The 16,327-nt window shown below is 60.1% G+C and carries 8 protein-coding genes; 5 read left to right on the top strand and 3 right to left on the bottom strand.

Going from position 1 to position 16,327, the window contains the following annotated elements:
- Positions 1 to 79: 79 nt before the first annotated feature.
- Positions 80 to 1,453: an argininosuccinate lyase gene (gene argH, locus J5441_03155; GenBank protein MBO4934153.1), complete on the bottom strand. Its 1,374-nt coding sequence runs from the start codon at positions 1,451 to 1,453 to the stop codon at positions 80 to 82.
- Between the two features lie 180 nt (positions 1,454 to 1,633).
- Here argH and J5441_03150 point away from each other — a divergent pair, with 180 nt between their 5' ends.
- The 5 genes from J5441_03150 to J5441_03130 all read left to right on the top strand — a co-directional run bounded on the left by J5441_03150 (position 1,634) and on the right by J5441_03130 (position 11,835).
- Positions 1,634 to 6,559, top strand: coding sequence for a hypothetical protein (locus J5441_03150; protein MBO4934152.1), 4,926 nt, complete (start codon positions 1,634 to 1,636; stop codon positions 6,557 to 6,559).
- A gap of 158 nt (positions 6,560 to 6,717) precedes the next feature.
- Positions 6,718 to 8,001: a UDP-N-acetylglucosamine 1-carboxyvinyltransferase gene (locus J5441_03145; GenBank protein MBO4934151.1), complete on the top strand. Its 1,284-nt coding sequence runs from the start codon at positions 6,718 to 6,720 to the stop codon at positions 7,999 to 8,001.
- 68 nt (positions 8,002 to 8,069) lie between these two features.
- Positions 8,070 to 8,855 carry an MBL fold metallo-hydrolase gene (locus tag J5441_03140; GenBank protein ID MBO4934150.1) on the top strand — a complete coding sequence of 262 codons (786 nt, stop codon included), beginning with the start codon at positions 8,070 to 8,072 and terminating at the stop codon, positions 8,853 to 8,855.
- Positions 8,856 to 8,867: 12 nt separating this feature from the next.
- The gene (locus J5441_03135; protein ID MBO4934149.1) at positions 8,868 to 11,261 is read left to right on the top strand and encodes a UvrD-helicase domain-containing protein; all 2,394 of its coding nucleotides are present in this window, start codon (positions 8,868 to 8,870) and stop codon (positions 11,259 to 11,261) included.
- A 1-nt stretch (position 11,262) separates the two neighbouring features.
- Positions 11,263 to 11,835: a DUF1273 family protein gene (locus tag J5441_03130; GenBank protein ID MBO4934148.1), complete on the top strand. Its 573-nt coding sequence runs from the start codon at positions 11,263 to 11,265 to the stop codon at positions 11,833 to 11,835.
- A 494-nt stretch (positions 11,836 to 12,329) separates the two neighbouring features.
- Here J5441_03130 and J5441_03125 read toward each other — a convergent pair whose 3' ends face one another.
- Positions 12,330 to 14,276 carry a hypothetical protein gene (locus J5441_03125; GenBank protein MBO4934147.1) on the bottom strand — a complete coding sequence of 649 codons (1,947 nt, stop codon included), beginning with the start codon at positions 14,274 to 14,276 and terminating at the stop codon, positions 12,330 to 12,332.
- 460 nt (positions 14,277 to 14,736) lie between these two features.
- The gene (locus J5441_03120; protein MBO4934146.1) at positions 14,737 to 16,125 is read right to left on the bottom strand and encodes a hypothetical protein; all 1,389 of its coding nucleotides are present in this window, start codon (positions 16,123 to 16,125) and stop codon (positions 14,737 to 14,739) included.
- Positions 16,126 to 16,327 lie beyond the last annotated feature (202 nt).

Here is a 16,327-nt window from a genome sequence, read left to right as displayed (position 1 = left end):
ACGTTTAATGCGCAACTGCTGTTTCAGCTTGTGGGATTCCTCGTCGGCTGACGCCTCCTCGGAATGACGTGCTTATTTATTACCCTATATCTTCCCTTATCGCCTTTATCTGCGCCTTTACGCTGTCGGGGGCGGTGCCGCCGAAGCTGGTGCGCTTCGCGACGCAGACGTCGAGGTCGATCGCGTCGAAGACGTCCGCCTCGAAGACGGGCGAGAAGCCCTTGTATTCCTCAAGCGTGAGCGTTTCCAGTGTCTTGTCCTCGTCGATGCAGTAGGCGACGAGCCCGCCGGTGAGCTTATACGCTTCGCGGAAGGGCACGCCCTTTTTCGTCAGGTAGTCCGCGCAGTCGGTCGCGTTGATGAAGCCCTCCGCCGCCGCCTTGCGCATATTCGCGGCGTTGACCTTCATCGTGCGCAGCATCGGCGCGTAGAGCCGCAGGCAGTCGCAAACCGTGTCCACGCTGTCGAAGATCGCCTCTTTATCCTCCTGCATATCCTTGTTGTATGCGAGGGGAAGCCCCTTGAGCAGCGTCAGCAGCGTCGTCAGATCGCCGTAGACGCGCCCCGTCTTGCCGCGCACGAGCTCGGCGACGTCGGGGTTCTTTTTCTGCGGCATTATCGAGGAGCCGGTGGAGTAGGCGTCGTCCAGCTCGACGAAGCCGAACTCGCGGGAGCACCAGAGGATCGTCTCCTCCGCGAGCCGCGAGAGGTGCGCCGCGATGATCGCGCAGTCCGCGGCGAGCTCGGCCGCGAAGTCGCGGTCGGAAACGCCGTCTATGCTGTTCGCGCAGGGCGCGTCGAAGCCGAGCAGCTCCGCCGTCATCGCGCGGTCGATCGGATAGGTCGTGCCCGCGAGCGCGCAGGAGCCGAGCGGGGAAACGTTCATGCGCCTGCGGCAGTCGGCGAGCCTGTCGAGGTCGCGCAGAAGCATCTGCGCGTAGGCGCAGAGCTGGTGGCCGAAGACGATCGGCTGTCCGCGCTGCAGGTGCGTGTAGCCGGGCATAACGGAGTCCGTGTTCGCCTCCGCGACGTCGAGCAGCGCGGAGATAAGCTCCTTCGCCGCTTCGGAAATATCGTCTATGCGCCCGCGCAGATAAAGCCGAAGGTCGAGCGCGACCTGGTCGTTCCTGCTGCGCGCGGTGTGCAGGCGCTTGCCCGCGTCGCCGATGCGCTTGGTCAGCTCCGCCTCCACGAAGGAGTGTATGTCCTCCGCCTCCGGCGAGGGCGCGAGCGCGCCGCTTTCCATATCCGCGAGTATGCCTTCAAGCCCCGCGACGATGGAGTCGCGGTCGGCTTCGGTGATTATTCCGCACGCCGCGAGCATCTTCGCGTGCGCGATCGAGCCGGTCACGTCCTCGCGGTACATCCGGCTGTCGACCGATATCGACGCGTTGAAGGCGTTCGCCGCCTCGTCGAGCGTTTTTTTGAACCTTCCCGTCCAGAGTTTTTCCATAATAAAACCTCATAATTATACGCGATTTTTTATATTTTATCTCACTATTCGCCCGTTGTCAAGAGAATAATGGAAATATATGCATAAAAGTTACAAAAAAGTTACAAAACTGTAACTATTTTGTAATCGCTTTTTTATATAAGGCGTGATATAATGCAATCGTAAAAGGAGGGGAAAGGTATGAAAATCTTTTCTTCGATTGGCAAATGGATATCAGCGCACAAGGCGATAAGCGTATCCGTCGCCGCAGTTCTCGTCGCGGCGGCGGTCGGCGCGGTGCTGCTTTTCGCGCTCAAGCCCGCGGTGTCGGATCCCGTTCCGATAACTGCGGAGATAACTCCGACGGCCGCGGACGTCAACGGCGTCTTCACCGAGTCGCAGTTTCTGATCGCCGGCGAGCGCTTCGCGGACGCCGACGACCTGCGCTCGCAGCTTTCCGCCGGAGTTGAAACGCCGTTCGAGCTGCAGAAGACGGAGCAGGGCAACTACCTGCTGACCTTCGATGAGCCGCTCAAGCCGGATTCGATGCTCACTTTCATGATCGACGACGGCAAGGGTAACGACCGCTCCTACGCCTTCCAGACGCGCTCGGAGTTCGGCGTGCGCTCCTTCTTCCCGAAGAACGGCGGCGTCGCCGAGCCGAACTCAGGCGTTGAGATAACCTTCACGCGCGACGACTTCACCGACTGGGAGAACTTCATCACCGTCGAGCCCGCGGGCGCGTACAGGATGGAGAAGGTCGGCAACCGCGTCGTCATCATCCCCGAGAAACGCTGGGAAGAACTGACGACCTACGTCGTCACCGTCAAGGCGGGGCTGAAGACCGCCTCCGGCGAGGAGATGGCCGAGGCCGCTTCCGCGACCTTCAGCACGAACGAGGACGTCAACGCCGAGCACCTTATTTCCCTCGGCGGCAGCTTCGAGGAGACCTTCCTGACCACCGACGTTCCCGTTATCGAGCTTCGCGCGGATACCTACTCGAACACCGGCAGAAGCATAGGCTACGACTTCGTTTCCTTCGACGTGACGGTTCACAGGGTAGCGTCCGCGGACGCCTACGCGGAGCTTATCCGCGCCATGGAAACGAAGGACGTTTACCGCCGCGATTTCCGTTACGCGAGCTACCGCGGCTACGACGCGGTCGATACGAGCGGCATGGAGACCGCCGTGAAGGCGACGCTCAACCTCGTTCCGTATTCGCAGGGCGATTACTCCACCTGCTACCTTATCCTGCCGGAGGAGCTTCCGGAGGGCTACTACGTCGTGACCGCTTCCAAGACTCTGAACAACAAGCAGTACGTTATCCAGAAGCTTATCCAGGTCAACGACACCGTTGTTTATATGCGCAGCGAAAACAAGCGCCTCTTCGCTTGGGTGAACGACGCGAAGACCGCCTCCGCAGTTTCCGGCGCGACCGTGACGGTTGACGGCGAGAGCGCCGTCAAGACCTCCGCGGACGGCAGCGTTTCGATCCCTCTGAAAGGCGGCGTCCGCGCCGCTGTCGTGAAGATCGAGAACGGCGGCCGCCAGCCCTTCATCGGCTCGGTGCTGCTCGCTCCGGAGGATGAGCTTCCGGTATCCGACAGATACTACTCTTACATTTACACCGACAGGGAATCATACCTGCCCACCGATACGATAAACGTCTTCGGCGTGCTGCGCGGCAGATACTCCTCCGCGCTGCCGGAGAAGCTCACCGTCGCGCTCGGCGAGGTCCGTTACGACTACGATTTCAACGCGCAGACCCACCGAGAATACATACCCGCGGAGGACCGTCTCGTTTCCGTTGAAGCGGCTGTGAACGATGAGGGAGTCTTCACCGCGAAGCTTCCGCTCAGCGCCTTCGAACACGGCTACTACGGTGTCGCCGCGCTGATCGGAGACGACGCCGTCTGCTGCGGCTACGTTCAGGTCGAGGATTACACGAAGCCCGCCTTCACCGTGACCTTCGACGAGCTGAAGGACTGCTACAAGGTCGGCGAGACGGTGCACTTCGGAATGACAGCGGAGTACTACGGCGGCATCCCCGCCGCGGGCGAAGAGTTCATCATTGACGGCAATTACTACACCACCGACTCCAACGGCCGCATCACCGTCGACTATCCCGTGACCGCGGAGGCCAACTACACCAACTGGCAGCCTGCGTACAGATATATCTCCGTCAAGGACAACGTCACCCTTGACAAGGTCAATCAGTACGGAATGAACTTCAGATACCTGCCCTCAACCGCGATAATCACGGTCGAGGCCGATAAGAAGGACGGCGTCGCGCACGTCGCCGTGAAGACCAACAGGTACAAGGATAATCCGACCGCCGGGGAGCTGGATAACTACTACGTCGACGCCGATCCGCTCCGCGGCGCGGCTTACGATACCACCGTCAGCATCCGCGTAAAGAAGTACACCTACGATCCGCCGACGGAGTATACCTATTACGACTACGTGGCGAAAAAGACCGTCACTACGCAGGTGTATAACTACACCAGACACGAGGAGATTGTCTTCGACTCCGCCGTCGCGTCTCAGGGCGGGATCGCGTCCGTCGATATCGCGCTCGAGCCGCTCGAATACGGTTACTACGAGGTCCTCGCCTCCTGCGCCGACGAAAACGGCAGACTTATCGAGAGCACCTGCGTAGTCAATAACGATTATCTGTATTACCGCAACAATACCAACGTCAAGCACTTCGGCCTCGTCGATACCGACGCCGATAACAATTATGACGGCATCGGCTGGTGGGATTTCGCTAAAACGCTGAAGGCCCGCAGGACCGGCGAGAGCTTCAAGCTCGACCTGCAGGACGACGACGGCGTGCGTCCCGAAGGCGGCACGCTTATGCTCGGTATCGTCAACGAGGGGATCAGCGAGGAACGCGCCTGCGCCTCCTTCCCGATAGATATGACCTTCAAAGAGGAATACGCCCCCGACGTCTATCTCGTCGGAGCGTTCTTCGACGGCAGGCGCATATATAAGATGAACGACGCGGTCGTACCCTACGACTACGCGGAGAAGAAGCTCGACGTCGAGATAACCGCCGACAAGGAAGAATACAGACCCGGCGACGAGATGAAGATAACCGTCTCCGTCAAGGACGCGAACGGCTCCGGCCATTCCGGCACCGTCAACGTCAGCGTCGTCGACGAAGCGCAGTTCGCCGTCGCTCCGCAGTACGCCGATCTGCTCGGCTCCGTCTACGGCAGATGGGTCGGCAGCGGCGTCCGCGACACCTTCGTTTCGTACACGCAGCACTCCTTCAACGGCGACTACAGCGGCGGCGGTGAAGGCGGCGGCGGAGGCGACGAGGGCAGCGCCAGACAGAACTTCGTCGACACCGCGGCGTTCGAGACCGTCAGCGTCGGCGGCAGCGGCAAGGCCGAAGTCACGATAAAGCTTCCCGATAACGTCACCGACTGGCGCGTCACCGTCAACGCGATATCCGACGATCTCTACGGCGGCAGCGCGAAGATAAACGTCAGCGCGTCGCTCCCCTTCGTGACCGACGCGGTCGTGGCGAAGACCTATCAGACGGGCGACGACGTCTCCTTCGGCGTCCACGCCTACGGCAGGGGCGTTTCCGGCGGCGAGACCGAGTTTACCGCGAAGCTCGCGAAACCGGACGGTTCCGAGCAGACGCTCACGCAGTCCGCTAAGGGCAACGCCTTCACCTACTTCAACTTCGGGCAGCAGCCCGAGGGCGTTTACACCGTCACAGTCAGCGGCAAGAACGGCTCCGAAAGCGACGCGATCGCGGAGACCTTCAGAGTCATAGCGAACGCCGACGAGCTCCCGCTCTTCAAGGAGTTCGACCTCGCGGGCGGAGTCGACGTCAACGCGCTGCGCTCGCCCGTGACGCTCGTTTTCAGCAATGGTAACGCAAAGTATATCGCTTCTGCGCTTTACAAGCTTTATTACTCCGTCGGCGGCAGAGCCGATCAGCACCTCGCGGCGGCGGTCGCGGGCAGGATGCTCGCGTCCTTCGCGCCGGATGAGGAGAAAGCGTTCTACGCCGTTTCCGATATCGCGGCGGGCGACCTGCAGGGCGACAAGGGCGGCGTGGCGATATACCCCTACGCCGAAGAGGATCCCTTCGTGACCGCGTTCGCGGTCTGGGCGGATCCGGACGCCTTCAACGCCGCGCGCGTCAGAAGCTACGCGCAATCGCTGAACGAAACCGAGAAGTACCTCATCCTCGCCGCGCTCGGCGATCCGGTACTGCTTGAAGTCCGCGCCAAGCTCGCGGAAGCCGACGCGTCCGACCTCTACTCGCGTATGATTTACGCCTGCGCGCTTGCCGCGCTGGGCGACGACGCGGGCGCGGAAGCGGAGTTCAACGCGACCTTCCGTCCGCTCGTTTCCGAGAGCGTAAGCGGCAGCGCCTTCATCAAGGCGGGCGACGACGGCGATATAAACGACCGCCTCACCGCGATGGCGCTGACGATCGTTTCCCGCACCGACAGAAGCCTCGCCAAGCGCCTCATGAAGCATATCTGCGACATAGAGAAGCCGACCGACTTCTACGGACTGCAGCAGGTGATATACGCGGAGAATATGCTCCGCGGCGCATACGGTAGCGCGTCCTTCGAATACGCAGGCGGCTCCGTAACGCTTGAAGGCACCGCGACGAAGACGGTCAGAATGACCGCCGAACAGCTCGCCGCCGCGAACTTCAAGGTGACCGAAGGCAGCGTCGACGTGACCGCTTACTACACCGGCGGCGCCGACGAGCTCGACGTTTCCGGCGCGACCTACACGGTCAGCAAGCGCGTAGAGCCTGTGCGCGGCGGGAAGATCTCCGTCGGCGACAAGGTGCGCGTGACGATCGACGTTTCCGGCGTGAAGAACAAGCAGAGCGTCAACATCATGGACTACGTCCCGTCCGGCTTCCGCTTCTCCGAGTACGATTACAACGAGAGCAGCCACGCCTGGCTCTGCGATCAGGACGGCCAGCGCGTCACGATCTGCGCATGGTCCGAAGGCGGCAGCGCCCGCGCGGTCTTCTACGTCCGCGCCGTAACGCCCGGAACCTTCGCCGTCAACAGCGCCTACGCCTGCGACTCCGAGAACGCCTGGGGCTTCAGCGGACGCTCGACTGTTACCGTCGAATAACACGCATAACAAAGCCGATTCGCGGCCGGTACTGAGTACCGGCCGCGAATTTGACAAAAAAATCTAAAATAACTCTTTTATTTTTGTGTTAATTGTGTTATACTATACGGAGTGTAAAATGCGAAAATACCGATTCCGGACACGGAGGGATATTTCACTTGGACAGCATCATCGTCAGAGGCGGCAGGCGCCTGAAAGGTGAAGTCAATATCAGCGGCGCGAAAAACGCCGCCATAGCGGTCATTCCGGCGGCGATTCTTTCCGACGGCGTGTGCCACATAGATAACATACCGAACATATCCGACGTCTTCACGGAGCTTGAAACGCTCACCAGCATGGGCGCGACGGTGACCATGCGCACCGCCAACAGCTTCGACATAGACACGCGCGGACTGCGTAACGTCGCTCCGCCTTACGAGCTTGCGCGTAAGATGCGCGCCAGCTACTACTTCCTCGGCGCGCTCGCCGGACGCTTCGGCGAAGCGTCCGTCCCGATGCCGGGCGGCTGCGATATCGGCGTGCGCCCGATCGACCAGCACATCAAGGGCTTCGAGGCCCTCGGCGCGAAGGTCGACACGACCGGCGGCATAATCAATCTGAAATCGGACAGGCTCCTCGGCTCGTCCATCTACCTCGACGTCGTCTCCGTCGGCGCGACGGTGAACATCATGCTCGCCGCCGTGAAGGCGAGGGGACTGACCGTCATCGAGAACGCGGCGAAGGAGCCGCACATCGTCGACCTCGCGAACTTCCTCAACACGATGGGAGCAGACGTGCGCGGCGCCGGTACTGACACCATCAAGATCCGCGGCGTCCAGCAGCTCCGCGGCTGCAGCTACGCGCTGATCCCCGACCAGATCGAAGCCGGCACCTACATGGCGGCCGTCGCGGGCGCGGGCGGCGAAGTGCTGATCAACAACGTCATCCCCAAGCACCTTGAATCCATCAGCGCGAAGCTGGAGGAAATGGGCGCGGAGATACGCGAATACGACGAAGCGGTCTACGTCGGCAGGACCGGCCCGCTGAACAAGGTGAACATCAAGACGATGCCGCACCCCGGCTTCCCGACGGATATGCACCCGCAGATCGCGGCGGTGCTTTCGACGGCAAACGGCACGAGCATCATCAACGAGAGCGTGTGGGAGAACCGCTTCAAATACGTCGACGAGCTCAAGCGCTTCGGCGCGAACATCCAGGTGGACGGCAAGATCGCGGTCATCGAGGGCGTGGAGAAGCTGAAGGCGGCTCCGGTCCGCGCGACCGACCTGCGCGCCGGCGCGGCGATGATAATCGCCGGCCTGATGGCGGAGGGCGAGACCGAGATCACCCACATCCACCATATCGAGCGCGGCTATGAGAACATCATCGAGAAGCTCCGCGCGCTCGGCGCCGACATAAGCCTGAAAAAGGACTACACCGAAGCGGAAAACGCCGCCGGATAAAACGGAACAGAAAAAAGCGGGGTGGGCGCGGCGCCCGCCCCGTTTTAATAAAAGGAGAAGTGAGCGCCTTGCGGTTTTTCAGCATCGCATCAGGAAGCAAAGGCAACTGCATATGCGTCGAAAGCGGCGGTACCGCCGTCCTCATCGACGCGGGAGTGCCGTCCCGCCGCGTAGCCGAAGTGCTGCACGGCTTCGGCGTCGCGCCCGCCGCGGTGAAGGGCGTCTTCATCACGCACGAACACTCCGACCACGTCAAATGCCTGCCCTACGTCGTCCGCGCCGTCAAGGCGCCGGTCTTCGCGAATATGAACACGATCGACGCGCTGAACCTCCGCGCCGCTTCGGACGGCTGTGCCTTCTACGAGCTGCCGACGGGCAGGGAGGCGGATATGGGCGCGCTCTCGCTGCGCTCCTTCCGCACGTCCCACGACGCCGCCGAAAGCGTCGGCTACGTCGTCTCCGACGGCAAAACGCGCCTCGCGGTCTGCACCGACACCGGCAGGATGACGAAGGAGGCTTCTGAGGCGATCGCCGGCTGCCGCCTGGTCTACATAGAATCCAACCACGACGAGGAAATGCTCATCAACGGCCCGTACCCGGCGTATCTGAAAGACCGCATCCTCAGCAGCCGCGGCCACCTCTCCAACACCGAGTGCGCCTGCTCCTGCCGCGCCTTCGCGGCGGACGGCGCGGAGCACTTCATCCTCGCGCACCTGAGCGAAGAGAACAACACGCCCGAGCTCGCGGTATCCACCGTCGGAGGCATCCTCGCCGCGGGCGGCGTACGCGCGGGCGAAGACTGCACGCTCGAAGCGGCGGGGCAGTACGGGCCCTCGCGCGTGTACGAAATATAAAAGGAAGAAACAATGAGCGTTAAGACCGATTTCCTGCGCCTGCGCAAGGCGTATATCGAAAATGAATACAAGCGCCTCAACGATATGCAGCGCAAGGCGGTGCTCGCTTCGGGCAGCCCGCTTCTCATCCTCGCGGGCGCCGGCAGCGGCAAAACGACCGTCATAGTCGAAAAGATCGCCTGCCTGCTGCGCTTCGGCGACGCCTATAACAGCGACGAAGTCTGCTTCGACCCGACCGAAGCCGACGTCGCGGAGCTGGAAGCCGCGCTGAAGCTGAAAGCGCCGCTTTCCGAGCGCCTGCGCCGGATGCTCTCAGTCGACGCGCCGAAGCCGTGGCAGGTGCTGGCGATAACCTTCACCAACAAGGCGGCGAACGAGCTGAAGGAGCGCATCGCGCTCTCCTGCGGCGCCGACGCCGCGCAGGACGTCTGGGCGTCCACCTTCCACTCAGCATGCGTGCGCATCCTGCGCCGCGAGATCGAAGCGCTCGGCTACTCGAGCGCCTTCACCATCTACGACGCGGACGACTCCAAACGCGTGATAAAAGAAGCCGTGAAGGCCCTCGGGCTCGACGGCGACTACTACAAGCCCGCCGCGGTCGCGGCGCGCATCTCCGCGGCGAAGTCCGCCTTCATCGGCGCCGAAGAATACGCGAAGGACGCGGCCGGCGACGTCTTCCTCGAAAGCGTCGCGAAGATCTACGCCCGCTACGCCGAAACGCTGAAAAAAGCCAACGCCGTCGATTTCGACGACATCATCAACCTTACCGTCAGGCTCTTCCGCGAGTTCCCGGACCGCCTGGCGTACTGGCGCGAAAAGTTCCGCTTCGTCCTCGTCGACGAGTACCAGGACACCAACGCCGCGCAGTTCCTGCTCGTCTATCTGCTGACGAAAGAAACGCGCAGCGTTTGCGTCGTCGGCGACGACGACCAGAGCATCTACAAGTTCCGCGGCGCGACGATCCGCAACATCCTCGACTTCGAGAAATACTACCCCGAAGCCGTCACCATACGCCTCGAGCAGAACTACCGCTCGACGGGCAACATCCTCGCGGCGGCGAACGCCGTCATCGCGAACAACCTCGAGCGCAAGGGCAAAAACCTCTGGACCGAGAAGCCCCTCGGCGAAAAGATCACCCTCTGCACCTGCGCGGACGAGCGCGGCGAAGGCGACTACGTCGCGGCGTGCATACTGAAGCATCAGCGCGAGGGCGGCAAGCTTTCCGACTGCGCGGTGCTCTACCGCACGAACGCGCAGGCGGCACAGATCGAGCAGAGCTTGAACTACTTCAAGATCCCCAACCGCGTCATCGGCGGCACGCGCTTCTTCGAGCGCCGCGAGATAAAAGACGTGATCTCCTACCTCTGCGTCATCGCCAACCCGAGCGACGACCTGCGTCTTAAGCGCATAATCAACCTGCCCAAGCGCGGCATCGGCGACACGACGGTAGAAGCCGCCGAACGCATCGCCGCGGGGCTGGGCGAGCCCATCATAAACGTGATACGCGAAGCGGAGAACTACCCCGACCTCGAGCGGTCGAAGGCGAAGCTCGCGGAGTTCTGCGCGCTGCTGGACGAGCTTACCGACGCGGCGCTGAACGCGCCCTTCGAGGATATCGTCAAGACCGTCGCGGAGAAGAGCGGCTACATGGCGATGCTCGCGGCGGAACGCGACCGCGACGGACTCGACCGCGCGGATAACGTCCTCGAGCTCGGCTCGATGCTCATCCGCTACAAAAACGACAAGACCGCCGCCGGCGAAGAAGCGACGCTTACCGGCTTCCTCGAGGATATGTCCCTCGTCACCGACATCGACGACTACGACAAAAACGCCGACGCCGTCGTGCTCATGACGCTGCACAACGCCAAGGGGCTGGAGTTCAACGTCGTCTTCATAACCGGCCTCGAGGAGGAGCTCTTCCCGTCGATGCGCTCATACGACGACGGCGAGATCGAGGAGGAGCGCCGCCTTATGTACGTCGGCGTCACACGCGCGCGGGAGAAGCTCTACCTGACCCGCGCCGAGCAGCGCCTGCTCTACGGCGCGACGCGCTTCAAGAGGCCGTCCCGCTTCCTCGAGGAGCTGCCGCGCGAATACGTCGAGAAGACCGATACCCTCCCGAAACGCACGGTGAAAGCCGACTTCGGCGACTTCTTCGGCGTCGCGCGCTCGACCTACGCGCCCAAGCGCCCGCCCGCGGGACGCCCGCCGCGCCCCTCGGCTTCCGCCTCCGCGCCGAAGGCGGGGAAGACCTTCTCCGTCGGCGACCGCGTGAAGCACGCGGCCTTCGGCGAAGGCACGGTCGTCTCCGCGATGCCGATGGGCAACGACACGCTGCTCGAGGTCAATTTCACGGTCGGCAAAAAGAAGATAATGGCGAACTTCGCCCCGATAGAGAAGATATAATATGAACGATATTCATATTTCAAGCGCGAAAAAGCCGTACGCGATGCCCGAAGGGCTGACGCTCCTGCCGGAGCGCACCTGCTGCTTCACGGGGCACCGTCCGGCGGCGCTCGGCTTCGCGGAGGACAGCGCGGAGGCCGCGCGCGTCAAGGCGCGCCTGCGCGAAGAGATCCTGCGGCACGCCGCGCTCGGCGTGGACTCCTTCATCACCGGCATGGCGCAGGGGATCGACACGTGGGCGGGGGAGATATGCGCCCGCCTGCGCGGGGAGGGAACGCCGCTGCGGCTGATCGCGGCGCGTCCGAGCCCGGCGCAGATGTCGAAGGCGTCGGGCGAGGCGAAGCAGCGTTACGAAGCGCTGCTGGAGCAGTGCGACGCGGTGGTGACCGTTTCGGAGAAATACACCCCGTGGTGCAACCACGACCGCGACCGCTTCATGGTGGAAAACTCGGCTTACGTCATCGGCGTCTACAACGGCGCCGACTCCGGCGGCACGTATTACACCCTGCGCTACGCGCGAAAGCTCGGCCGCGCCGTCACGCTCATCACGACCGGCACGATACTGGACTTGTGAAAAGGCTTCCCCTTGAGGGGAAGCTGTCTTTTTTGCGCAGCAAAAAAGACTGATGAGGTGTAGCCGCCGCAGGCGGCGCCCGCAAAGCGGGCAATGATATATCACGCGATGCGTGACATGATATACGCCTTCGGCGCATGATATATCGCTGACGCGATATGATATATTCGCTGCGCGAATATTAAGGAACAAAACGGCCCCCGTCGGGAGCCGTTTTGAATAATTCAAACCGCGCCGGCGCGGTTTGTTCCATAATGCTCGCGTTGCGAGCATATCACGTTTGCCGAAAGGCGAATATATCACGCGGCTTCAGCCGTATATCATATCGGCGGAGCCGATATATCATTTCCGCGCCGCGCAGTCGGCGTAACCCCGCCGTGCGCCCCTCGCGCGTAATATAATAAGGAACAAAACGAAGCGGACGGAGCAAAAGCTCCGTCCGCTTGTGTGATGTTTTGGTAGGGATTGATGCAACCGGATATTAGACTTCAATCTTAATCATCAAGCCCGGGGTTGCCCTGTGCACCCTCTCCGCTGCCGGTAGTAATATCAAAATAGCCACCGCTTGGCATATTTATGGAGTCGCCGTCTATGCTCAGACTGTTGCCGGTGCCTTTGTCGTATCCGAAGTGGCAACCGTTTCCAATGTCAAACGTGCAGTTCTTAAACGCTACCGAGCTGTTTTCGGCATTGTTATTGAAGCCAAGAAGCGCCTGTTTGTTTCCGGTCGTTTGAGAAGCTCTGATTGTCGTGTTCTCAATACTGATAGTGTAATCAGCGGAGTGGAGCGTCGTTTCACCGGTGGTATCGCCCTCGAGGCAGATGGTAGCAAAGTTGTTCCACCCTTCGGCATTATAACCCTTGTCGTTAATACCGATAAGCTCAGAATCCTTGACGGTAATAACGTTGCCGGTGCCATAGGCGTTGATAGCGGACCAACCGGAGATCGTGGTATCGGTAACCGTCAGATTAACAGTTGTTTTGGTGCACAGGTTAACAGCGTAATACGTCATATTGACGATATCGCAGTTGTCGATGATAATAGTGGCGTAATTCCATTCGCCGCTGTCGAGAACGTTCACCTGAACACCGCGCTGGCACTTGTTCGCGCCGTCGATCGTGAGGTTCTTCAGCGTGAGGGTAACTCCGGTATCATCGATCCAGATAGCTCTGCCGCTTGTGTTTGTATCGGTTATCTTGTGGCCGTTACCGTCGATAACTGTATCGGAAATAACAGTGAATCTGTCGCCGGTAATGTCAGCTGTAAGAAGAATATAGTTCTTCTTCGCGGCCAAAGCAGCAGCCAACTCACCAGCATTCGCGACGCGCGTGATAACCTTGTAGGAAATCTCAAACGGGCTGAATGACTTGGTGTAGATAGTCAGGTCGCCGTTGGTGGGGTCATACTGATACTGCTGATCGCCGGTACCTTCGGTCAGCGCAACGCCGTTGTGGGTGACACTGGAGATGGTCGCGTCGGGGCCGATGTTCATTGTCATCTCATAGAGCGTACTGCTGCCGGAGACCTTAACGTTGTTCAGATACAGAGATGCATCAAAAGCAACAGAGGTCTCGCCGCTTGTTGGATCCGTTTCAGTGTTGGCGTTGGAGACGTCGAGCTCATAGACGTTATCGGTCGCGCCGGCGTTCGCAGGCAGGGCAACAGTGATGTCACCCGCAGTGATGGTGGTAGCATTTCCGTTGGCGGGAACCGTTACGCTCGCAACAGCAGGCATCGTCGCGGTAGAGTCATACGTGTTGCTGAAGCTGTCGCTCTCGATAGTCGCCTGCGACGCAAGCGCGTTCAGACCGAATGTGATGCTGGGCTTGTGATTCGGATCGGGGTTCGCTTCGTTGCCTACGCTGCTCGGCATGTAGATAACGAGAGCGAGTACCACGGGATCATCCGTAGGTCTAAGTATGCTGTTGGTAGCAACTACCTCAGCGGAGTTCACGAGGCTGGCACCCGTGCCTACAGCGGTAATCGCGTTTTCGCGGGAAGTGTAGGGAGCGCTGACCGTGGCTTTTCCGAACTTGAGGTAATCAGAGAGCTTCACATCTGCATTGTCTTTGGTCTTGCCGATGACTTCGTTGTCGACCACGACGGATACGCCGTACTTGAAGGCAAGATCTCCGCCGTTCTTGATGCGGATGTAGGCGACCTGAACGGCGCCGGGTTCGAATTTCGCGTTGTCATCGAAGAGAGCGACGCTGGCGTTAACGGGTTTCCAGTTAGCTTCGGTGAAACTGGTATCACCGACTTGACCGTCGTAATACTCAATCGATAACTCCAAGCTGCCGGCGACGATGGTGTTTCTGCCGCTGGTGACGCTGTCGTTATACCACGCGAAGGTGGTGCCGACAAACATCGTGAAGCACAGGCAGAGCACAAGCACGGAGCTTATGAACGATTTCTTCGCCGACTTTTGCTTTTTCGTCATAGTGTTTCCTCCTTTTTTGAGATTTTTTACTTTGCAAAGTATATAAAAGGCCTATGACAAGCCTTTTATACGACTTGAGGCTTCCCCTCGAGGGTAGCGAAGCGGAGGGCGCGGTAGTGAATGACAGCCCGGTGGGCTGTCAGAGCCGCGACCTGACCGAGCCCGCAGGCGAGACAGCTGTCGAGAAGGGCAACGCCCTTCGAGACTGATGAGGTGTTATTCAATAATAACCATGCGCGTATGTACGACGCCTCATCCGTCTTGACGCCGCTTCGCGGCTACACCTCATCCGCCCCTTCGGGGCACCTTCCCCTCAAGGGGAAGGCTTTTCCGCTTCGCGGCTTTGCCCTTCCGGCGGTAAAAGGGTGCGAGGAATTCGCGCCCTTTTACCGCCGCCCGTCCGTTTGAACGGGCGGCAATAAGCTTTTAAGCTGTGCGTGTTGTCACGCGATTGAGTCAATTACGGATTGACTCTGACGCCGTCAACTATGATTACGCAGTTGTTCATGAGGTAATCAAAGTCGCTGTCGTGAACCTTGTCAAACTTGGAGACGAAGTTCGCAGCGGTGACAGGCTCGCCGCCATGCGTGCAGTTGTTCAGCGTGATGGTGCCGGTGGAGGTAGCTCTGCCGAAGAACTGGAAGTCGCCGCTGAACGCACAGTTGTTAAACGTCACATTGTCGTAAATCGCAAAGTAGGCGTAGTTCGCAGCGCCGCCGTTGGTGCCTCTGCCGAACGTGCAGTTCGTGAAGGTGGCGTCGACGTCATCCATCGAAGTCCAGCCGAGGAAGGTGGAGTTGGTGGCGATGAGCTTATGGTTGTTGCCCTTGCCGATGTTCATGGCATAGGTCGGGCCGTCAACCGTGACGTTGTCGATGTAGAGATCGCCGTCCATAGCATACTGTCCGGAAGAACCGGTGCCGATGCCGCGGCCGGTGCCGGTGACGGTGACGTTCTCGATGGTGCCGCTCTTAGCGTTAAGTCCGCAGTCAGAGCCGGTGTTGGAAACGGTGATGGTGTTGCCCTGGCCGTCGAGGGTCTTTCCGGAAATCGCCTGAGGACCGGAAACAGAAATATCTTCGTTCAGGGTAACGGTGTCGATCTCGTTGTTGCCGAGGGCAGCGGTGAACTCTTCAGCGCTGTCAACGATCTTCTGAGCGGGATACTCAGCGTCCTTGTCGTACTGATCGTCGAACGCATCCGCTTCGTAGGTGTACTGAGTGGCAAGGATGACGAACTTGAAGCTGGAGCCGATGCTCAGCTCCTGATACTCGTTGCCGGCCTCCTCCTGCATGTGGAGAACGATGGTAGCGTAATCAGCAACTTCCGTAGCAGTGGCGTCAGGAATGAGATTGTCGTTGATAACGACGGTGCCGTTGATGGCGTCCTTCAGAGTGCCGATCTTGGTCAGACCGAGGGCGGTGAGATCAGCGGGTCTGCCGGCGGTGGCAACGTCGGGCTTCGCGATCTCGCTGGCGGCGTAGTAAACGTCGATAACTTCAGCCAGCTTGGAGACTTCGCCGGTGGCGGCGATCTTCATGGTGTACTTGAGCGCGAGGTTGCCCTTGTTGACGACCTTGGCGTTCGCCCAGGAAGTGTAGCCGGGCTCCCAAAGGTCGTAATCAAAAGCGGCCTTGGTGGGAACGTCGGTCACGGAAACGTAGTCCGCATCGCCGTCGGCCTTGATCAGCAGGTCGATGTCGAGCTTGCCGGACTTGATGATGTTGTTTCCGGACTCAACGCTGTCGGTAAACCACGCGAACGTAGTTCCGGCCAGCATGGTGAAGCACATCGCAAGGATAAGCAGGCTGCTTATCAGCGCGCGCTTCGTTGACTTTTTCTTTGTCATGATGTTTTCCTCCTAAGATTTTTATATTTTGCAAAATATATAAAAGAGCCATGACACTCTTTTATACGCTTGTTAAGCCTTCCCCTTGAGGGTAGCGAAGCGGAGGTTGCGGTAGTGAATGACAGCCCGGTGGGCTGTCAGAGCCGCGACCTGACCGAGCCCGCAGGCGAGACAGGTGGCGCGAAGCGCCGAATGAGGTGTG

Source organism: Clostridia bacterium, assembly GCA_017620395.1.
GTDB lineage: Bacteria > Bacillota > Clostridia > Oscillospirales > RGIG8002 > RGIG8002.
Note: the sequence above shows the minus strand (reverse complement) of the source record. Positions and strands in the feature narration are given on the sequence as shown.

What these genes read in the sequence shown, in the direction of transcription:
- J5441_03135 (MBO4934149.1), top strand. Translation starts at nt 8,868, where the DNA reads ATGAGCGTTAAGACCGATTTCCTGCGCCTGCGCAAGGCGTATATCGAA.
- J5441_03130 (MBO4934148.1), top strand. Translation starts at nt 11,263, where the DNA reads ATGAACGATATTCATATTTCAAGCGCGAAAAAGCCGTACGCGATGCCC.
- J5441_03120 (MBO4934146.1), bottom strand. Translation starts at nt 16,125, where the DNA reads ATGACAAAGAAAAAGTCAACGAAGCGCGCGCTGATAAGCAGCCTGCTT.
- J5441_03125 (MBO4934147.1), bottom strand. Translation starts at nt 14,276, where the DNA reads ATGACGAAAAAGCAAAAGTCGGCGAAGAAATCGTTCATAAGCTCCGTG.
- J5441_03150 (MBO4934152.1), top strand. Translation starts at nt 1,634, where the DNA reads ATGAAAATCTTTTCTTCGATTGGCAAATGGATATCAGCGCACAAGGCG.
- argH (MBO4934153.1), bottom strand. Translation starts at nt 1,453, where the DNA reads ATGGAAAAACTCTGGACGGGAAGGTTCAAAAAAACGCTCGACGAGGCG.